The sequence below is a fragment of the Roseovarius azorensis genome (assembly GCF_900109455.1).
Taxonomy (GTDB): Bacteria; Pseudomonadota; Alphaproteobacteria; order Rhodobacterales; family Rhodobacteraceae; genus Roseovarius; species Roseovarius azorensis.
In genome coordinates this window covers 291,236-311,383 of record NZ_FOAG01000003.1, presented here as the reverse complement: position 1 = coordinate 311,383, position 20,148 = coordinate 291,236, and the positions used below count along the sequence as shown (strand labels likewise).

Sequence of the window (20,148 nt, the reverse complement as noted above, 5' to 3'; positions counted from 1 at the left end):
GGTGAAAACCCGGCCCTACTGTCCCGACCAGAGCATGTCGTAGACCCGCCCGATGCCGTCTGCCTCGTGTTCGATGCTGAAACCGGCCTCGGCCACGGCGCGGGCGGCGCGGGCCATGGCGGCGTGGCGCGCCGGGTCAGCGAGGAGCGCGTCGAGCGCTCCGGTGGCGTCCTCGGTGACGATCCCGGCTGTGCCCTGGGCGGAAAAGTTCCGGTAATAGCCGGCATCGGTGGCTACGAAGGGCACGCCCGAGGCCATGCCCTCGAGCGGGGCCATGCCGTAGCCCTCGTAACGTGGCAGTTGCACGATGGAGGTCAGGGCGCGGATCAGGGCGGGCAAGGCGTCGGGCGCCACCTCGCCCGGAAAGAGGATGCGATCCGAGAGGCCGGCGGCGGCGATCCGCGCCCTAAGCCCGTCCAGAAAGTCCTGGTCGGATCGGGCCCCGCGCCCGATGACAAGGGCGGTGACGTCCGGGTGGCGCGGCAACAGGTGCAGCATTGCCTCGACAAAGCGGTCGGTGCCTTTTTCGGGACGGATGCGGCCGATGGTGGCGAGGCCCCGTGCGCCCGGATAGCCGGTTGCCGCCCATGCGGCGGCACGATCGGGGGCGGGGGTGAAGCGGGCGCAATCCACCCCGTGCGGCACCACGGCGCGGACATGCGGGACATAGCCGGCCGCCGCGTCGGTGGTGGCGATGACCGCGTCCATGCGCGCGATGAGCCAGCGGGGAAAGGCGGAATGCCGCCGCTGAGCGGCAGAGGTAAAGACGATACGGACGGGCAGGCGCAGCACATCGCGCGCCCAGAGGGCGGCGCGCATTTCGGTGTTGCGCCGCACGTGCCAGATGGTGAAGGGACGGCCCTCGGGCGGGAGGCGCGACAGGCGGCGCGCCTCGGCGGGGCTGATCGGCGCGGGGCAGCCGGGCAGCGCCACGCCCGCAAGCGCCATGTCATAGCGCCCCTGCTGGATGCGCACCACCCCTGCCGCCGTTGCCGAGACGCCGGTGAAATTGCGGTTGAAATTGGTGACGATCAGTTCGGGCATAGGGGGCTGAGTATTTCTGACAAGATGAAGCGCGGGGTCATGGGGCGAGTCCGAGGGCGGTCGAGAGGTCGGCGGTGATCTGGTCGAGCGCATCCTCTTGCGTTGCGGCGAAGTTCCGGGCGTTCCGGCGCATGGTGTCAAGGGCTGCGGGATCGTCCAGCAGTCCGACCAGGGCGCGGACCAGTTCGGCGGCGTCGGCCACCTCGCGCGCCGCGCCGGAGGCGTCGAGGGCAGGGTAGATCTCGGAGAAATTGGCATAGAGCGGGCCGTGCAGGATGGCCGATCCGGCATGGGCGGGTTCATAGGGCGTGTGCCCGCCCACCGGGGTGAAAGAGCCGCAAAGGCAGGTCAGCGGGCAGAGCGCATACCAAAGCCCGGTCTCGCCCAGCGTATCGGCGAGATAGACCTGGGTCCGGGCAGTGATCCGGTCGCCAATGGCGCGGCGGGCGGCGTCGAGGCGGTGCGCGGCGATCAGGGTTTCCAGCGCGAGGCCGCGTTCGGGGTGGCGGGGGACGAGGATCAGGAGGGCGTCGGGACAGGTGGCGAGCAGCGATTGATGCGCGGCCAGCATGATCTCGTCCTCGCCCGGATGGGTGGAGGCCGCGAGCCAGAGGGGGCGGTCGCCGATTTGCGCTGTCAGACGGGTCTGTTCGTCGTGGTCAAAGGGCAGCGGGCCGGAGAGGGATTTGAGATTGGGCCCCTGTTGCGCCCGGTCGAGGCCGATGGAGTGGAGATGGGCCACGGTGCGCGCGTCCTGACAGCGGATGATGCGGAATATCCCCATGAGATGGCGGGCGGTGCGGGGTGCGCGTTGCCAGTTGCGGGCGGAGCGATCGGATATCCGGGCGTTGAGCAGGGCGAGGGGGATGTCTGCCGCGTGGCTTTCGTGCAGCATTTGCGGCCAAAGCTCGCTCTCGACGAAGATCGCCGCGTCGGGCCGCCAATGGGCGAGGAAACGGCGGACGGCGGCCTGTGTGTCGAGCGGAGCGAACTGGTGCCGGGTGCGGGGTGGCAGGCGCGAGGCCACCACCTGCGCCGAGGTGGCGGTGCCGGAGGTCAGCAGGAATTCGAGATCGGGGCGCGTTTCGGCCCAATGCGCGATGAGACGCAGGACCGAAACGCTCTCGCCGACCGAGGCGGCGTGAAACCAGACGAGCCGCCCGTCGGGGCGGGGCAGCGTGGCGTGACCCATGCGCTCGGGCCAGCGGGCGGGGGGCGTGCCATGCGCCGCGAGCTTGCGGCGGACGCGGGCATAGGCGAGCGGTCCAAGCAGATTTGCCGCCGCGCTGTAGAGCCGGAGGGGCAGGGGCGCCGCGGTGCGGGACATCAGCCGCCGGTATGGCTCATGTGGCGCGACACGCGACCGTCGACGGACTGGCGGGAATAGTCGAAATCATGCCCTTTGGGTTTGCGCGCAATTGCCGCGCGAATGGTCTCCCGCAGGGGCGCGTCATTGTCGGGGTTGTTGCGCAGGGGCGCGCGCAGGTCGGCCATGTCCTCCTGGCCGAGGCACATGTAAAGCTCGCCGGTGCAGGTCAGGCGCACGCGGTTGCAGCTTTCGCAGAAATTGTGGGTGAGGGGGGTGATGAAGCCGATTTTCTGGCCCGTTTCCTCGATCCGCACATAGCGGGCGGGGCCGCCGGTGCGTTCGGGAAGGTCGGTGAGGGTGAACCGCTCGCGCAGGCGGGCGCGCAGGTCGGAGAGTTTCCAGTACTGGCCCAGCCGGTCCTCGTTGCCGATGTCGCCCATCGGCATGACCTCGATGAAGGTGAGGTCCATGTCGCGGCTGGCGCACCAGTCGGCGAGGGTAAAGAGTTCGTCCTCGTTAAAGCCCTTGAGGGCGACGGTGTTGATCTTGACCCGCAGGCCGGCGTCTTGTGCCGCGTCAATGCCCTTGAGCACCTGCGCCAGGCGGCCCCAGCGGGTGATGTCCGCGAATTTCCGTTCGTCGAGCGTGTCGAGCGAGATGTTCACCCGGCGCACGCCCGCTGCATATAGATCGCGGGCGAAGCGTTCCATCTGGCTGCCGTTGGTGGTGAGCGTCAGTTCCTTCAATGCGCCGCTGTCGAGATGGCGGGTCATGGCGTCGAAAAAGGTCATGATGCCCTTGCGCACCAGAGGTTCGCCGCCGGTAATGCGCAGTTTTTCCACACCCATGCCGATGAAGGCGGAACACATGCGATCCAGTTCCTCTAGCGTCAGCAATTCGCGCTTGGGCAGGAAGGTCATGTTTTCCGACATGCAGTAGACGCAGCGGAAATCGCAGCGGTCGGTGACGGAGACGCGCAGATAGGAGATGGCGCGCTGGAACGGATCTATGAGCGGTGCTGTCATGCGAGAAATCTATGCGCGCGGCGCGGGCGGGGCAAGGGACATGTTGTCCGTTGTGAGGCAAAGCATCGGCGGGTAGGGTGGACATATGAAGTATTGGATGCTCATCGCCGGTGTGATTGTGGCCTTGGGAGGCTGTGCGCAGGTGGAGCGGATCCTTGGTCGCGCGCCCGCGCAAGACCCGGCGGCGCAGGTTGCCGCGCCGCGCACCGCGGAGACGCTGGACAGCACGACCGAGGCAGAGCGGCAGGCCGCCGTGGCCGCCGCCGAAACGGGCGCGGCGCGGGAACTGGGGCGCACCGTGGCGTCCTTGGGCGCGCCGGGAGAGCCGGGGCTATGGCTCAAGACGCCTCTGGTCCGGGAGTCGGCCAGGGGCCGGGTGGATTATCCTGCAACAGGCAAATCCGTCGCCGTCGATCTGATCCCGCTCGATGCGCCCGAGGGCGCGGGCAGCCAGTTGTCGCTGGCGGCGTTCCGGCTGATCGGCGCGCCGCTGACGGGGTTGCCGGAGTTGCGGGTCTACAGGTTGGCGGAGTAGGGCTGCGTGCGGCGATCGCGGCGGGGGCAGGCCGTCACTCCACCGTAACCGATTTTGCCAGATTGCGCGGCTGGTCCACGTCCGTGCCCTTGGCCACCGCCGTATGATAGGCCAGCAGTTGCGCGGGCAGCGCGTAGAGGATGGGCGACAGGATCGGGTCGATATCGGGCATCGAGACGGTTTGCCATACGCCGTCGCCTGCCGTGGCGATGCCACGCGCGTCCGAGATCAGCAGGATGCGACCGCCGCGCGCCATCACCTCCTGCATGTTCGAGACGGTCTTGTCGAAGAGCGCGTCACAGGGTGCCATGACGATCACCGGCATGGTGTCGTCGATGAGCGCGATGGGCCCGTGTTTCAACTCGCCGGAGGCATAGGCCTCGGCGTGGATATAGCTGATTTCCTTGAGTTTCAGCGCGCCTTCCAGCGCCAGCGGATACATCAGGCCGCGCCCCAGAAAGAGCGCGTTTTCCGAGGTGGAAAGCTGCCGGGCCACGATCCTGATCTGGGTGTTGCGCTCCATCGCGGTGTTGAGCGTGGAGGGCAGCGCGCGCAGGCTTGAGAGGATGTCGGCGAGCCGGTCATCGTCGATCTGTCCGCGCGCATGCGCCGCCCTGAGGGCCAGCAGCAGGAGCACGGTCAGCTGGCAGGTGAAGGCCTTGGTCGAGGCCACGCCGATTTCCGCCCCGGCGAGGATCGGCAGCGCCAGATCGCTCTCGCGGGCGATCGAGCTTTCGGCGACATTGACCACCGACAGGATCGTGTCGACCCGGTCGGTGCAATAACGCAGCGCGGCGAGCGTATCGGCGGTCTCGCCCGACTGGCTGACGAAGAGCGCAAGCGTGCCGGGGGTGATGGGCGGTTCGCGGTAGCGGAATTCCGAGGCGATGTCGACCTCTACGGGCAGACCGGCCAGCCGCTCGAACCAGTATTTCGCGGTCAGGCAGGCGTAATAGGCGGTACCGCAGGCCACCATCGTCAGGCGTGAGATGGTGGCGAAATCGGGCATCGTGTCGGGCAGGACGATGTTGCGCCCGTCCGCGCTCAGGTAGTGGCTGAGCGCCGCGCCGATGACCGAGGGCTGCTCGGCGATTTCCTTGGCCATGAAATGCTTGTGTCCGGCCTTGTCGACGCGGGCGCTGTCGATCTCGATGGTCTTGACGGACCGGTTGGCAAGGCGGCCCTGCGCATCGGTGATGGTCAGGCTCTGGCGGGTGACGACGGCGATGTCGCCCTCTTCGAGATAGGTGATGCTGTCGGTCATCGGCGCCAGCGCGATCGCATCCGATCCCACGAACATCTCGCCCGCGCCATGACCGATGGCCAGCGGGCTGCCCTTGCGCGCCGCGACCAGCAGGTCGGGTTCGCCGTCGAAGAGAAAGCACAGCGCGTAGGCGCCTTCGAGCCGGGCGATGGTGGCGCGGGCGGCAGAGGCGGCATCCATGCCCTGCGTCATGTAGTGATGGGTGAGCAGCGCCACGGTTTCGGTGTCGGTATCGGTTTCATGGCCGATGCCCGCCGCAGCCAGTTCGGCGCGCAGTTCGCGGTAATTCTCGATGATGCCGTTGTGAACCACGGCGACGGGGCCGGATTTGTGCGGATGGGCGTTGGCCTCGGTCGGCGCGCCGTGGGTGGCCCAGCGGGTGTGGCCGATCCCGGCCTTGCCCGCGAGCGGTTGATGCACCAGCAGGTCGGAGAGATTGACCAGCTTGCCCACGGCGCGGCGGCGGTCCAGATGACCATTGCTGACCGTGGCGATCCCGGCGCTGTCATAACCGCGATATTCGAGCCGTTTGAGCGCCTCGACCAGAATGGGCGCGACCTCGTGCTCGCCCAGAACCCCGACAATACCGCACATTATTCTGCCCCTTTTTCGCGTCTTGACGCCTTTGATTTTAACAAATCGAACAATTTTCGTGCCATGCCCGGTTTGTTCACCTGTTCGGCGCGGGCGATGGCGAGCGCGCCGGGTTCGACGTCGCGGGTGATGACCGAGCCCGATCCGGTCAGCGCATCGTCGCCCACGGTGACCGGTGCTATCAGCATAGTGTTGGAGCCGATGAAGACGTTTTTGCCGATCTCGGTGTGGTGTTTGCTGACGCCGTCATAATTGCAGGTGATGGTGCCTGCGCCCACGTTCGTGCCCGCGCCCAGATGTGCATCGCCGATATAACTGAGGTGGTTGACCTTGGCGCCTTCGTCGATGATGGCGTTCTTGATCTCGACGAAATTGCCGACGCGGGTCTCCTCGCCGAGTTCGGCGCCGGGGCGCAGTCGGGCGTAGGGCCCCACCACCGCGCCGCGCGCCACATGGCAGCCTTCAAGATGGCAGAAGGCGCGGATATGCGCGCCGGTCTCGATGGTGACGCCGGGGCCGAAAACCACGTTCTGTTCGATCACGCTGTCGCGGCCGACATGGGTGTCATAGGCGAAATGCACGGTTTCGGGCGCGGGCATGGTGACGCCGTTTTCCAGCGCCCCGGCGCGGGCGCGGGCCTGAAAGGCGGCCTCGGCGAGGCTGAGCTCGGTGCGCGAATTGATGCCCATGGTCTCGGACTCGGGGCAGGTGACGGCGGTGGCCGAAAGGCCACGGGCACGCGCCAGGGCAACGATGTCGGTCAGGTAGTATTCGCCCGCCGCGTTGTCATTGCCGACCTCGGCGATGAGATCGAAGAGCAGCGGTGCGGGGGCCAGGATGACGCCGCTGTTGCAGAGCGTGATGTCGCGTTCGCCGGGGGTGGCGTCCTTGAATTCGACGATGCGGGCCAGGGTCTCGCCCTCGGTGACGAGCCGTCCGTAGCGGCCCGGATCGGCGGCCGCGAACCCGAGGATCACAATGTCGTGGCGGGCGCGGGCGGCGACCATTTTCTCAAGCGTTTCGGGCTGGATGAAAGGTGTGTCGCCATAGAGCACGAGCGCGTCGCCGGGATAGTCGCCAAGCGCCGGGGCGGCCTGTGCGACGGCATGGGCGGTGCCAAGCTGTTCGGTCTGCAGCACCACCTGCGCGCCGGGGTCATGGGCCTGAGCCACGGCCGTCACCGCATCGGCGCCGTGACCGGCGACGATGATCGTGTGATCGGGGTCGAGTGTTGCGCCCGATTGCATCGCGTGCAACAGCATCGGCGCGCCTGCGATTGGGTGCAGCACCTTGGGCAGGTCGGAATTCATGCGCGTGCCCTGACCTGCGGCAAGGATGATGAGGGCGATGGCCATGCGTTTCCCTTTGTATTTCCTGAGCGCAGGTTTTATCGGGTTGGGACAAAGGTGCAAGGGTGCGTCCCATCAAACGTGGTTACCGGGATGACACAGAGATGGGCAGAACGCCGCCATGCGGCTGCGGAACAGGAAAGGCGGGGCAATGCGCACGGTGGTGTTCGATCTTGACGGCACGCTGGCCGATACGAGCGGCGATCTGATCGCCGCCGCCAATGCCTGTTTCCGGGGCATGGGTGTGGGTGACCTGCTGGATCCCGTGCGCGATGCCGGGGTCGCGCTGCGCGGCGGACGGGCGATGCTAAGCCTCGGGATGGAGCGGCTGGGGCGGGCCGGGGACCGGGCCGAGATCGACCGGCAGTATCCGGTGCTGCTGGAGGCCTACCGGAGCGCGATCAACGTGCATACGGTGCTTTATCCCGGCGCGATGACGGCGGTCGAGGAGTTGAGCGCGGAAGGCTACCGGGTGGCGGTCTGCACCAACAAGCCCGAGGCGCTGGCGCGTCTGCTGCTGCAGCGGTTGGGGGTTCTTGGGGCGTTTCAGGCCCTGACCGGGGCCGACACGCTGGCAGTGCGCAAGCCCGATCCCGAGCATTTGCGGGAAACCGTGCGGCGTGCGGGCGGCGTTCCGGCGCGGTGTCTGCTGGTCGGGGATTCGGATACCGACCGGGAAACCGCGCGCGCGGCGGGGGTGCCGTCCGTCCTGGTGACCTTCGGGCCGAATGGGGACGCCGTGGCGGCCCTGACGCCCGAGGCGATGATTGCGCATTTTGACGAATTGCCGGACGTCGTGGCGCGGCTTATCGGGTAGCGCGCAGGCTGGTTTCGGGTTTTCGAAAGATGCAGGATCGCCGAGTGGAAACCATTGACCTGCCACCGCTCCCGCCCCAAAACATCCCACATGACAGAGATTTTCAAAGGCAAGTTTACCCAGCAGGAGCCGATCCCCGAAGAGGGGATTGCGGCGGCGCTCGACGTGCTGCGCTCGGGGCGGCTGCATCGTTACAACCTCGTGGACGATGAGCCGGGCGAGGTGGCGGCGCTGGAACGGGAATTTGCGGATTATACCGGGGCGAAATACGCGCTTGCCGTGACCTCGGGCGGTTATGCGATGGCCACGGCGCTGCGTGCGCTGGGTATTGGACCGGGGGACCGGGTGCTGAGCAACGCCTTTACGCTGGCCCCGGTGCCGGGGGCGATCGCGAGCGTGGGGGCGGTGCCGGTCTTTGTCGGGGTGACCGAGGCGCTGACGATTGATCTGGAGGATCTGGCGGCCAAGGCGGATCAGGCGGATGTGCTGATGCTGAGCCACATGCGCGGGCATCTGGCGGATATGGATGCGCTGATGGCGATCTGCGACGGTGCGGGCGTCACCGTGATCGAGGATTGCGCGCATACGATGGGGGCGGCGTGGCGCGGCGTGCCCTCGGGGCGCTGGGGCAGGGTGGGCTGTTATTCGACGCAGACCTACAAGCACATCAATTCCGGCGAGGGCGGGTTTCTGATCACCGATGACGACGAGGTGATGGCGCGGGCGGTGATCCTGTCGGGATCCTACATGCTCTACAAGCGCCACGGCACGGTGCCGCCTGACGACGTGTTCGAGCGGGTGAAATACGACACGCCCAATGTTTCGGGGCGGATGGATCATCTGCGCGCGGCGATCCTGCGGCCACAGTTGCGGGCGCTGGATGCGCAATGCGAAAAGTGGAACGAACGCTATCGGGTGGTCGAGGAGGGGCTGCGCGGCACGCCGGGGCTGACGGTGGTGGAGCGGGCGGAACATGAGCGCTATGTCGGTTCCTCCATCCAGTTTCTGCTGCTGGACTGGGAGGGCGCGCGGATTCGCGATGTGCTCGGGCGGTGTCTGGCGCGCGGGGTGGAACTCAAGTGGTTTGGCGCGTCCGAGCCGAGCGGGTTCACCAGCCGCTATGACAGTTGGCGCTATGCGCCGAGTGCGCCCATGCCCGCGAGCGACCGGATTCTGCGTGGCATTGTTGACATGCGGCTGCCGCTGACGTTCAGCCTTGAGGATTGCGCGCAGATCGCACGGATCATCCGGGGCGAGGTGGGGGCGGTGTTTCAGGCCCAGGTCTGAGCAGGGCGGCAACGGTTGGCGGGGCGCGGCTCAGCCCGTGTTGAGGGGCTGCGCCACATGCACCCGGGTGCCCCAGCCGGCGCAGGTTTCGGCAAGAAGCGCGGGCGGGGGCAGGTCGGTAAAGAATTGATCGACATCGCGCAGCGATCCGATGCGCACCGGCGCGCTGCGCTGGAACTTGGAATGGTCGGCGACGAGAAACACCTCGCGCGAGCGGTTGAGAAGGGTCTGGCCGACGAGCACCTCCTGAATGTCGAAATCCAGCATGTCGCCGTCCTCGTCGAGCGCGGAGCAGCCGAGAATGGCGAAGTCGAACTTGAAATTCTCGATGGTGCGTGCTGTGAGATTGCCGACCAGACCGTTATCCGAGCGCCGGAGCGCGCCGCCCGCGACCACGATCTCGCAGTCCTTGTTGGCAAGCAGGATCTGCGCCACGTTCATGTTGTTGGTCACCACCATCAGGTTGCGGTGGTCCATCAGCTCGCGCGCCACCGCCTCGGTGGTGGTGCCGATGTCGAGAAAGACCGAGGCGTCATGCGGAATCGCCGCGGCGCAGGCGCGCCCGATGGCGGCCTTGGCGGGTTCGTTGAGGCGGCGGCGCTCCTCGTAAAGGATGTTGGTGACACCCGATGGCAGGATCGCACCGCCGTGGACACGTTCGAGCTTGCCCGTATTGGCCAGTTCGGTGAGGTCGCGGCGGATGGTCTGGACGGTGACGTCAAAGCGCTCGGCGAGACCTTCGACGGTGACCTTGCCCTCGGTGCGGGCGATTTCAAGGATATCCGGCAGGCGAAAGGTTTGCGACATGGGCTGTCCCTGATCGGTTTTCGGTTCGATTATGTTCGTTTTGCCGCGCCTTGCAAGCATCTGCTGTGCTGCGATGCGGCGAGGCGCGCGAATCGCGGTTCGGAATGGTCGCGTGACGTAACGTGATCTTGGGTAATGCGACCAACAGTCATGGGCGTGTCGGGATCGCCTGTGAATTTGTCAATGAAATCAATATAGGTCGCAAAAAAAGAAAAAAAACGAACATTCCTTGTTGACCATAGATAGAAAAAGATGGTTCGCTTGTGTTCAGGTTGCACAGGGAGGGGCGCGTGTCGCAGGGTTCGCAAGACAGATGTGTCGATCTGTTTGTGATTGGCGGCGGGATCAACGGCTGTGGCATCGCGCGCGATGCGGCGGGCCGGGGGCTGAGCGTCGAGCTGGCGGAGATGAGCGATCTTGCATCGGCGACCTCTTCGGCATCGACCAAGCTGTTTCATGGCGGGTTGCGCTATCTGGAATATTTCGAGATCCGCCTGGTGCGCGAGGCGCTGATCGAGCGTGAAACCCTGTTGCGCGCCATGCCGCATATCAGCTGGCCGATGCGTTTCGTCCTGCCCTGGCATCGCGACATGCGGTTCGAGGGCGAAACGCCCACCTCGCGCATTCTCAACGTGATCATGCCGTGGATGAAGGGGCGGCGCCCGGCCTGGCTGATCCGGCTCGGGCTATTTCTCTATGATCATCTGGGCGGGCGCCAGATCCTGCCTGGCACGACCACGCTGGATCTGGCGCGCGCGCCCGAGGGCAAGCCGCTCAAGGACAAGTTCACCCAGGCCTATGAATATTCCGACTGCTGGATCGAGGACAGCCGCCTGGTGGTGCTCAATGCGCGCGACGCCGCCGCGCGCGGCGCGCGCATCCGGGTGCGCACGCGGGTACAGTCGGCGGAGCGGGTTGGCGATCTGTGGCATGTGACGCTGGAGGATCAGGCGACCGGCGCGACAGAGGTGGTGCGGTCGCGTGCGCTGGTCAATGCCGGTGGGCCATGGGTCAGGGATGTGATCACCAATACCCTGCGGCTCAATTCGTCCGAGGGCGTCCGGCTGGTGCGGGGCAGCCATATCGTGACCCGCAAGCTGTACGATCACGACAAGTGCTATTTCTTTCAGGGCACTGACGGGCGGATCATCTTTGCCATTCCCTATGAGGGCGAGTTCACCCTGATCGGTACGACCGATGCCGAACACGGCGATGCCGGTGAGCGTCCCGAATGCACGCCGGAGGAGGCCGAGTACCTGTGCCGCTTTGCATCCGAGTATTTCGAGCGGCCCGTCACCCGCGAGGATATCGTCTGGACCTATTCCGGCGTGCGGCCGCTCTATGATGACGGGGCCAAATCGGCCACGGCGGCGACGCGGGACTATGTGCTGTCCCTGGTCGGGGGGGAAGGCGTGCCGCTGTTGAACGTGTTTGGTGGCAAGATCACCACCTATCGCAAGCTGGCCGAGGCTGCGCTGGCAAAGCTGACGCCGTTCTTTCCCGGGACGGGTGGCGACTGGACGGCGGGTGTGCCGTTGCCGGGGGGCGATTTCCCCGTTGACGGGGTGGAGCGGCTGATCGAGAGTTTGCGGCGGGGCTATCCGTTCCTGACGGCGGCCTGGGCGCGGCGTCTGGTGCGGGCCTATGGCACCGAGGCGGTGGATATTCTGGGCGATGCGCGCAGCGCTGCCGACCTTGGCCCCGAGTTCGGCGCGACGCTGACGGCGGCCGAAGTGCGCTGGCAGATGCGACATGAATTTGCCAGCGAGGCCGAGGATGTGGTCTGGCGGCGCACCCGGTTGGGGCTGAAGATGACCGGCGCGCAGATCGACGCGCTGGAGGAGTGGATGCGACAGGAGCGGGGCATGGGGGGCGCGCGCCCCGCGGTCGCCGAGGGATGAGTGAGGGGTGATCGCATGGCGCTGATACTGGAGGGGGTTTCGAAGGTCGTGAACGGGCGGGTGCATATCCATCCGACCGACCTGGTGCTCGAGTCCGGCACGATGAACGTGCTGCTCGGGCCAACGCTGTCGGGCAAGACCTCGCTGATGCGGCTGATGGCGGGGCTGGATGTGCCGCAGGGGGGCCGGATTTTCTGGCATGGGCAGGATGTGACGGGCATGCGCGTGCAGGATCGCAAGGTGGCGATGGTCTATCAGCAGTTCATCAACTACCCCTCGATGAGCGTTTATGACAACATCGCCTCGCCGATGCGGCTGATGGGGAAATCGGCGGCCGAGATTGACGCGGCGGTGCGCAGGACCGCCGATCTGATGCAGCTCACGCCGATGCTGGGGCGCAAGCCGCTGGAGTTGTCGGGCGGACAGCAGCAGCGCTGTGCGCTGGCGCGGGCGCTGGTCAAGGATGCGGGGCTGGTGCTGCTCGATGAGCCGCTGGCCAATCTGGATTACAAGCTGCGTGAGGAATTGCGCGCCGAAATCCCCAGGATATTCGAGGCGGCGGGCAGCATTTTCGTCTATGCCACGACCGAGCCGGAAGAGGCGCTGCTGCTGGGTGGCAACACCGCGACGCTGTGGGAGGGGCGGGTGACGCAGTTCGGGCCGACGCCAAAGGTCTACCGGCAGCCGAATGACGCCACCACCGCGCGGGTGTTCAGCGATCCGCCGATGAATTTCCTGCGGGTCACCAAATCGGGCGGGCGTATCCTGTTCGGCGAGGGGCAGAGCGCGCCCGCGATCGGCAGCATGACCGGGCTGCGCGATGGCGACTATATGGCCGGGTTCCGCCCCAACCACCTGGAACTGGAACAGGCGGCGGGCGAGGCGCTGGTGTTCGACACGCGCCTCAGCGTCACCGAGATCACCGGATCGGAAACCTTTGTCCATCTCGATCATCACGGCGAGCGCTGGGTGGGTCTGATCCACGGGGTGCGCGAGTTGAAACTGGGGGCTGCGCTGCGGGTCTATCTGGATCCGGCGCATGTCTATGTCTTTGACGCGGACGGCGCGCTGGTGGCGCCTGCGGCCTATGCGATGGCGGCGTGAGGGGGGGTAATGGCGAAAATCACGCTTGATAATCTGGCGCATTCCTACCTGCCCGATCCGGCCACGCCGGAGGACTGGGCGCTCAAGGAGCTGAACCATGTCTGGGGCGATGGCGAGGCCTATGCGCTGCTCGGGGCGTCGGGCTGTGGCAAGTCCACGCTGCTCAATATCATTTCGGGCCTTTTGCGCCCGTCGCAGGGGCGCATCCTGTTCAATGATGCGGATGTCACCGATCAGGCCACCGCCGCGCGCAATATCGCGCAGGTGTTCCAGTTTCCGGTGGTCTACGACACCATGACGGTGCGCGACAACCTTGCCTTTCCGCTGCGCAACCGGGGGGCGTCCGTGCAATACATCGCCGACCGGGTGCAGGCCATCGCGCGCATGATTGGGATGGAGGCGGAACTGGGCCGCAAGGCGCGCGGGCTGACCGCCGACGCCAAGCAGAAGATCAGCCTTGGCCGGGGCATGGTGCGCGAGGACGTGAATGCCCTCTTGTTCGACGAGCCGCTGACGGTGATCGACCCGCATATGAAATGGGAACTCAGGACGCAGCTGAAGGCGCTGCATCACGAGTTTGGCCATACGATGATCTATGTGACGCATGATCAGACCGAGGCGCTGACATTCGCCGACAAGGTGGTGGTGATGCATGACGGGCGCGTGGTGCAGATGGGCACGCCGCAGGAACTGTTCGAGCGGCCGGAGCATACGTTCGTGGGCTATTTCATCGGCTCGCCCGGCATGAATCTTCTCGATGCCGAAGTCGAGGGGACAACCGCCCGCGTGGGCGGTGTCGAGGTGCCGCTCGGGGCCGAATACGCGCGGCCCTCGGGGCATGTGCAGATCGGGGTGCGGCCCGAATTCGTGCGGCTGGCAGTCGGGGATGGCGGATTGCCGGTCACGATCCGCCGCGTCGAGGATGTCGGGCGGCACAAGATCATCCGCTGCGATTTCAACGGCGTCGAGATCAATGCCATCGCCGCCGAGGGCGCCGGAATCGCGCCCGGCGTGACGCGGATCGGTTTTGACCCTGCGGCGGTCAATGTCTATTCCGACGACTGGCGCGTCGCGCCCCGCTCTCGCATCGAGGTGGCGGCATGAGTTTTGTTGCTTGCCGCGAAACCGACCGACCCGGCCCTGTATTCCCGGCCAATCCCCCCGTCATCCTCGGGCTTGACCCGAGGATCTGTCGGGCCGGAGATCCTCGGGTCAAGCCCGAGGATGACGGAGAGGCGTTTGCGGCTGAAGATCCCCGGGTCAGGCCCGAGGATGACATCCACCATCACCCAAAACGAAAGGCGGCCTGATGGAAAAGACGGTCAATCAAAAGGCCTGGTTCCTGGTCCTGCCGGTGCTGGTTCTGGTGGCGTTTTCCGCCGTCATCCCGCTGATGACCGTGGTCAACTATTCGGTGCAGGACACGTTCGGCAACAATCAGTTCTTCTGGGCGGGGCTGGAATGGTTCGAGGACATGCTCTCGTCCCAGCGGATGTGGGATGCGCTGGCGCGGCAGGCGATATTCTCTGCGATCATTCTGGCAATTGAAATCCCGCTTGGCATCATTGTAGCGCTCAACATGCCCAAGCGCGGCTTCTGGGCGTCGCTCTGTCTTGTGCTGATGTCGCTGCCGCTGCTCATTCCGTGGAATGTGGTCGGCACCATCTGGCAGATCTTTGGCCGGGTCGATATCGGGCTTCTGGGTCATACGCTGGATGCGCTGGGGATTTCCTACAACTACACGCAGGATATCCGCGCCGCCTGGGTGACGGTGATCGTCATGGATGTCTGGCACTGGACCTCGCTGGTCGCGCTTCTGGCCTATGCCGGGCTGCAATCCATCCCGGACGCCTATTATCAGGCGGCCAAGATAGATCAGGCCAGCCGCTGGGCGGTGTTCCGCTATATCGAGCTGCCCAAGATGGCAGGCGTGCTGATGATCGCGATCCTGCTGCGGTTCATGGACAGCTTCATGATCTATACGGAGCCTTTCGTGGTCACCGGCGGCGGTCCGGGCAATGCGACGACGTTCCTGTCGATTGATCTGGTGAAAATGGCGCTGGGGCAGTTCGACCTTGGTCCGGCGGCGGCGTTCTCGATCATGTATTTCCTCGTGATCCTGCTGATTTCATGGGTGTTTTACACCGTCATGGTCAATCTCGACAAACGGGAGGGCAAGTGATGGCCGATCTGACCGCATCCCGAAGCGCCGCACGCAGCCTCAGCCTGCCGCGGGTCAATGTGGTGATGGTGCTTTACCTCGTGTTCCTGATGCTGCCGATCTACTGGCTGGTCAACATGAGCCTCAAGACCAATGACGAGATTCTCGGCGTCTTCTCGCTCTGGCCGCAGAACCTGACGCTCGCCAACTATGCCACGATCCTGACCGATGCCAGTTGGTACATGGGCTATGTCAATTCGCTGATCTACGTGGTGATGAACACGGTCCTGTCGGTCGCGGTGGCGCTGCCTGCGGCCTATGCGTTCTCGCGCTATAATTTCATGGGCGACAAGCACCTGTTCTTCTGGCTGTTGACCAACCGGATGGCGCCGCCGGCGGTCTTTGCGCTGCCGTTCTTTCAGCTTTATTCCTCGGTGGGTCTTTTCGATACGCATATCGCCGTGGCGCTGGCGCATTGCCTGTTCAACGTGCCTCTGGCGGTGTGGATCCTGGAGGGGTTCATGCGCGGTGTGCCCAAGGAGATCGACGAGACCGCCTATATCGACGGCTATTCCTTTCCGCGGTTTTTCGTCAAGATTTTCATGCCGCTGATCGCCAGCGGTGTCGGCGTGGCCGCATTCTTTTGCTTCATGTTCTCATGGGTGGAACTGTTGCTGTCGCGCACGCTGACGAGCGTGGACGCCAAGCCGATTGCGGCGACCATGACGCGCACGGTCTCGGCGAGCGGTCTGGATTGGGGCGTTCTGGCGGCGGCGGGGGTGCTGACCATCGTGCCGGGGGCCTTGGTGATCTATTTCGTGCGGAATTACATCGCCAAGGGCTTTGCGTTGGGGAGGGTGTGATGGAACTCAACGAGTTTATAAAGAAGTCTCTTCTAGAGATATTACAGGGGGTTCGTTCAGCCTCCGACGAAGACAAGGCAATTGCACCTGCCGCAATCGAAGGGAAACCAGTTTGGACGGAGCGATTAGTTGAGTTTGAAGTCAACGTAGAGGTTGACGCCACCGCAAAGAGCGGCCTCAAAGTTCTCTCCATCGTGGAAGCAGGTGGAGAATTAAAACGTGTTAGCAGCCACCGACTTCGCTTTTCAGTCCCGGTTCATATGAATGTTAAAAAGGAGTGGTCGTGATGGACTGGATGGCATGGACATGGCCCACGGCGATCTTCTTCGGGATCATCGCGATGTTGCTCATCACCTTCACGATACTGGCCATAAAATTCCCCGAGACCCCGCGCGTTGGTATCCTCAGGATCGAGACCACGCGGGGGGATCGGCTTTTCATTACGCTTCTGGGTTCGGCCTTCATCAATCTGGCCTGGCTCGGGATTGTCGGCGCGAACCAACCCTATGCGCTGATCGTCTGCCTGGTCTATGCCGCGGCGGTGTTTCGCTGGGTGTAGTCGGGAAACCGGCGTCCGGGGATTTCCGGGCGTGAATATTCAAAAGTTCTTCAGGGAGGGAAACCATGAACTTACGAATGACCACAACCACCGCGCTGGTGTCGCTGGGCCTGTTGGCCGGGCCGGCCTTTGCGGACATGAACGCCGCACGCGCGTTTCTGGACACGGAGATCGGCGATCTGTCGTCGCTCAGCCGCGCCGAGCAGGAGGCCGAGATGCAATGGTTCATCGACGCCGCCCAGCCCTTTGCGGGCATGCAGATCAAGGTCGTGTCGGAAACCATCGACACGCATAGCTACGAATCCAAGGTGCTGGCCCCGGCCTTTGCCGCGATTACCGGCATCACGGTCACCCATGACCTCATCGGCGAGGGGGATGTGGTTGAAAAGCTGCAGACCCAGATGCAGTCGGGCGAAAACATCTACGACGCATATATCAACGACTCGGATCTCATCGGCACCCATTGGCGCTATCAGCAGGCGCGCAACCTGACCGACTGGATGGCGGGCGAGGGCGCGGATGTGACCAATCCCAACCTCGATCTTGAGGATTTCGTCGGGCTGAGCTTTACCACCGGGCCCGATGGCAAGGTCTATCAACTGCCTGACCAGCAGTTCGCCAACCTCTACTGGTTCCGCTACGACTGGTTCAACGACGACAAGAACAAGGCGGATTTCAAGGAGAAATACGGCTATGATCTGGGCGTTCCGGTCAACTGGTCGGCCTATGAGGACATCGCCGAATTCTTCACCGGGCGCGATCTGAGCCATCTGGGCGTCGAAGGCGAAGTCTTTGGCAACATGGACTATGGCAAGAAGGATCCCAGCCTTGGCTGGCGCTATACCGATGCCTGGATGTCCATGGCCGGAATGGGCGACAAGGGTGAGCCGAACGGTCTGCCGGTCGATGAATGGGGCATCCGTGTCAACGAGAACAGCCAGCCCGTCGGTTCCTGCGTGGCGCGAGGCGGGGCGACCAATGGCCCGGCTGCGGTCTATGCGGTGACCAAGGCGATCGAATGGCTGGAGAAATACTCGCCCCCGGCAGCCGCCGGCATGACCTTTTCCGAGGCGGGCCCGATCCCCGCTCAGGGCAACGTGGCGCAGCAGATGTTCTGGTACACGGCCTTTACCGCCGCGTCGGTGAAACCCGACCTGCCGGTGATGAACGCGGACGGCACGCCCAAGTGGCGCATGGCCCCCAGCCCGCACGGCGTCTACTGGGAAGAGGGCATGAAGGTGGGCTATCAGGATGCAGGCAGCTGGACGCTGATGAAATCCACGCCCGTGGACCGCGCCAAGGCGGCCTGGCTCTATGCGCAGTTCATCACCTCCAAGACCGTGGACGTGAAGAAAAGCCATGTCGGCCTGACCTTCATCCGCGAGTCGACGATCCAGCACGAGAGCTTTACCGAGCGCGCCGACAAGCTGGGCGGTCTGGTCGAGTTCTACCGCTCGCCCGCCCGCGTGCAGTGGTCGCCCACGGGCACCAACGTGCCGGACTATCCCAAGCTGGCGCAACTCTGGTGGCAGAACATCGGTGATGCAATGTCGGGGGCCAAGACCCCGCAGGAGGCACTGAACGCGCTCTGCGCCGATCAGGAGCGGGTGCTGGAGCGGCTGGAGCGTGCGGGCGTTCAGGGCGATATCGGACCCAAGCTGAACGAGCCGCAGGACGAGGCCTATTGGCTGTCACAACCCGGCGCGCCCAAGGCCAAGCTGGAGAACGAGGACGAAGAGCCGATCACCATCGCCTATGATGAGCTGATCAAGTCCTGGCAGTAAAGGCGGCGGCCTGTCATCGCCCGGTCATGCCGGGCGGTGACGCGGTGCCGGAAGACGGGTCATCCTCGGGCTTGCCCCGAGGATCTCCGGTTCGGGAGATCATCCGGTCGAGCCGGATGATGACGCGGGAGAACATGACATCCATAGCAAGCGGACAGAGCCATGTCTCATATCCTCGCCATTGACCAGGGCACGACCTCGAGTCGGGCGATCCTGTTTGACGCTTCGATGCGGCTGGTGGCGATGGCGCAGGAGGAGTTCGAACAGCATTTCCCGCAATCGGGCTGGGTCGAGCATGATCCGAACGATCTGTGGTCCACCACGGCGGGCACCTGCCGCGCGGTGATCGAGAAGGCGGGGCTGAACGTGGCCGATATCGCCGCCATCGGCATCACCAATCAGCGCGAGACCACGGTGGTCTGGGACCGGCACACCGGCAGGGCCATTCACAATGCGATCGTCTGGCAGGACCGGCGCACCGCCGATTACTGCGCGGACCTGCGTGCGGCGGGGCACGAGCCGATAGTGACCGAGCGAACCGGGCTGTTGCTGGACCCGTATTTTTCGGGAACCAAGCTGCGCTGGATCCTGGAGAACGTGGAGGGCGCGCGGAGCAAGGCGCAGGCGGGCGATCTGCTGTTCGGCACGGTTGACTGCTTTCTCATATGGAAACTCACGGGCGGCAGGGTGCATGCCACCGACGCCACCAATGCCGCGCGCACGCTGCTCTATGACATCCGCAAGGGGCGCTGGAGCCGGACCATCTGTGATCTGCTGGGTATTCCAATGCGGATGCTCCCCGAGGTGCGCGACAGCGCCGCCGACTTCGGCATGGTGCGGGACGATCTTTTCGGTCGCGAGATACCCATCCGGGGCGTCGCTGGCGATCAGCAGGCGGCGACGGTGGGGCAGGCGTGTTTTCGGCCCGGCATGCTGAAATCCACATATGGCACAGGCTGTTTTGCCCTGCTCAACACCGGCGATACGCCGGTGGTATCGCAGAACCGGCTGCTCACCACCATCGCCTATCAGCTGGACGGCAAACCTACCTATGCGCTGGAAGGGTCGATTTTTGTGGCGGGCGCCGTGGTCCAATGGCTGCGCGACGGGCTGAAGATCATCCGCGAGGCCAGCGAAACGCAGCCGCTGGCGGAAAAGGCCGATCCGGGGCAGAATGTCGTTCTGGTGCCTGCCTTTACCGGGCTTGGCGCGCCCTATTGGCGGCCCGACTGCCGGGGGGCGATCTTTGGTCTGACGCGCAATTCGCGGCCCGAGGAGCTGGCGCGCGCGGCGCTGGAGAGCGTGGGATTCCAGACCCGTGATCTGCTGCAGGCGATGCGTGACGACTGGGCCGGACAGGGCGCGCAGGCGGTGCTGCGGGTGGATGGCGGGATGAGTGCGAGCGACTGGGCGATGCAGTTTTTATCGGACATCATCGACGCGCCGGTGGACCGCCCGCAGGTTCTGGAGACCACGGCGCTGGGTGCGGCGTGGCTTGCGGGGATGCAGATCGGGCTTTATCCGGGGCAGGCCGAGTTTGCCGCCACATGGGCGCTGGACCGGCAGTTTCTGCCCGCCATGCCAGAGCGCCGCCGGCAGGAAAAGATCGCCGCCTGGACGCGCGCCGTGGAGGCGACGCTTGCATTCTAGCGCGGTTGCCGGTCAATAACGGGCGAGCGTCCTCGCGCGGTGTTTGTCGGGTGTGAGTGGGCAGTCTGTTGTGATCCGGCATTGGCCCGATTAGG

The 20,148-nt window shown here is 64.9% G+C and carries 18 protein-coding genes; 12 read left to right on the top strand and 6 right to left on the bottom strand.

The genetic code is table 11. The annotated features are described in order from the left end of the window. Positions 1–15: 15 nt before the first annotated feature. From BSG08_RS06945 to moaA, 3 genes are read right to left on the bottom strand one after another with little or no spacing between them, the layout of a single operon-like run. Entirely contained in the window at positions 16–1,044 is a 1,029-nt protein-coding gene (locus BSG08_RS06945; RefSeq protein ID WP_093034123.1) for a glycosyltransferase family 4 protein, read from the bottom strand. A gap of 37 nt (positions 1,045–1,081) precedes the next feature. Continuing rightward, a complete protein-coding gene (locus tag BSG08_RS06940; RefSeq protein ID WP_093034120.1) occupies positions 1,082–2,371 on the bottom strand; it encodes a 3-deoxy-D-manno-octulosonic acid transferase in 1,290 nt (429 codons plus the stop codon). After that, the gene (gene moaA, locus BSG08_RS06935; protein ID WP_093034117.1) at positions 2,371–3,378 is read right to left on the bottom strand and encodes a GTP 3',8-cyclase MoaA; all 1,008 of its coding nucleotides are present in this window, start codon (positions 3,376–3,378) and stop codon (positions 2,371–2,373) included. The genes BSG08_RS06940 and moaA overlap by 1 nt, the downstream gene beginning before the upstream one ends. A gap of 85 nt (positions 3,379–3,463) precedes the next feature. Between moaA and BSG08_RS06930 the strand changes: the two genes are divergently transcribed. Further along, the gene (locus BSG08_RS06930) at positions 3,464–3,913 is read left to right on the top strand and encodes a hypothetical protein (RefSeq protein ID WP_093034115.1); all 450 of its coding nucleotides are present in this window, start codon (positions 3,464–3,466) and stop codon (positions 3,911–3,913) included. Positions 3,914–3,947: 34 nt separating this feature from the next. On the opposite strand, the gene glmS is transcribed toward BSG08_RS06930, so the two are convergent. Next, positions 3,948–5,771 carry a glutamine--fructose-6-phosphate transaminase (isomerizing) gene (gene glmS, locus BSG08_RS06925; protein WP_093034112.1) on the bottom strand — a complete coding sequence of 608 codons (1,824 nt, stop codon included), beginning with the start codon at positions 5,769–5,771 and terminating at the stop codon, positions 3,948–3,950. Further along, positions 5,771–7,126, bottom strand: coding sequence for a bifunctional UDP-N-acetylglucosamine diphosphorylase/glucosamine-1-phosphate N-acetyltransferase GlmU (gene glmU, locus BSG08_RS06920; RefSeq protein ID WP_093034110.1), 1,356 nt, complete (start codon positions 7,124–7,126; stop codon positions 5,771–5,773). The genes glmS and glmU overlap by 1 nt, the downstream gene beginning before the upstream one ends. Positions 7,127–7,271: 145 nt before the next feature. Between glmU and BSG08_RS06915 the strand changes: the two genes are divergently transcribed. After that, positions 7,272–7,937 carry an HAD-IA family hydrolase gene (locus tag BSG08_RS06915; protein ID WP_093034107.1) on the top strand — a complete coding sequence of 222 codons (666 nt, stop codon included), beginning with the start codon at positions 7,272–7,274 and terminating at the stop codon, positions 7,935–7,937. Positions 7,938–8,027: 90 nt separating this feature from the next. After that, entirely contained in the window at positions 8,028–9,224 is a 1,197-nt protein-coding gene (locus tag BSG08_RS06910) for a DegT/DnrJ/EryC1/StrS family aminotransferase (protein WP_093034104.1), read from the top strand. Between the two features lie 30 nt (positions 9,225–9,254). On the opposite strand, the gene BSG08_RS06905 is transcribed toward BSG08_RS06910, so the two are convergent. After that, positions 9,255–10,031 (bottom strand): DeoR/GlpR family DNA-binding transcription regulator, encoded by a 777-nt coding sequence (locus BSG08_RS06905; protein WP_093034312.1) that lies wholly within the window; start codon positions 10,029–10,031, stop codon positions 9,255–9,257. Between the two features lie 290 nt (positions 10,032–10,321). Between BSG08_RS06905 and glpD the strand changes: the two genes are divergently transcribed. The 9 genes from glpD (at position 10,322) to glpK (ending at position 20,053) form a co-directional block, all read left to right on the top strand. Then, entirely contained in the window at positions 10,322–11,932 is a 1,611-nt protein-coding gene (gene glpD, locus BSG08_RS06900) for a glycerol-3-phosphate dehydrogenase (RefSeq protein ID WP_093034102.1), read from the top strand. A gap of 15 nt (positions 11,933–11,947) precedes the next feature. Further along, entirely contained in the window at positions 11,948–13,036 is a 1,089-nt protein-coding gene (locus tag BSG08_RS06895; RefSeq protein WP_093034099.1) for an ABC transporter ATP-binding protein, read from the top strand. Between the two features lie 9 nt (positions 13,037–13,045). Continuing rightward, positions 13,046–14,140, top strand: coding sequence for an ABC transporter ATP-binding protein (locus tag BSG08_RS06890; RefSeq protein ID WP_093034096.1), 1,095 nt, complete (start codon positions 13,046–13,048; stop codon positions 14,138–14,140). 205 nt (positions 14,141–14,345) lie between these two features. After that, positions 14,346–15,218 carry a carbohydrate ABC transporter permease gene (locus BSG08_RS06885; protein WP_093034093.1) on the top strand — a complete coding sequence of 291 codons (873 nt, stop codon included), beginning with the start codon at positions 14,346–14,348 and terminating at the stop codon, positions 15,216–15,218. After that, complete coding sequence (locus BSG08_RS06880) at positions 15,218–16,060, top strand: carbohydrate ABC transporter permease (RefSeq protein WP_093034091.1); 843 nt, start codon at positions 15,218–15,220, stop codon at positions 16,058–16,060. Before BSG08_RS06885 ends, BSG08_RS06880 begins: the two co-directional genes overlap by 1 nt. Next, positions 16,060–16,347, top strand: coding sequence for a hypothetical protein (locus BSG08_RS06875; RefSeq protein ID WP_093034088.1), 288 nt, complete (start codon positions 16,060–16,062; stop codon positions 16,345–16,347). The genes BSG08_RS06880 and BSG08_RS06875 overlap by 1 nt, the downstream gene beginning before the upstream one ends. Further along, positions 16,347–16,619 (top strand): DUF2160 domain-containing protein, encoded by a 273-nt coding sequence (locus tag BSG08_RS06870; RefSeq protein WP_093034085.1) that lies wholly within the window; start codon positions 16,347–16,349, stop codon positions 16,617–16,619. Before BSG08_RS06875 ends, BSG08_RS06870 begins: the two co-directional genes overlap by 1 nt. Before the next feature lie 65 nt (positions 16,620–16,684). Continuing rightward, a complete protein-coding gene (locus tag BSG08_RS06865; protein ID WP_175544714.1) occupies positions 16,685–18,403 on the top strand; it encodes an ABC transporter substrate-binding protein in 1,719 nt (572 codons plus the stop codon). A gap of 162 nt (positions 18,404–18,565) precedes the next feature. Continuing rightward, complete coding sequence (glpK, locus tag BSG08_RS06860; protein ID WP_093034079.1) at positions 18,566–20,053, top strand: glycerol kinase GlpK; 1,488 nt, start codon at positions 18,566–18,568, stop codon at positions 20,051–20,053. Positions 20,054–20,148: the final 95 nt, after the last annotated feature.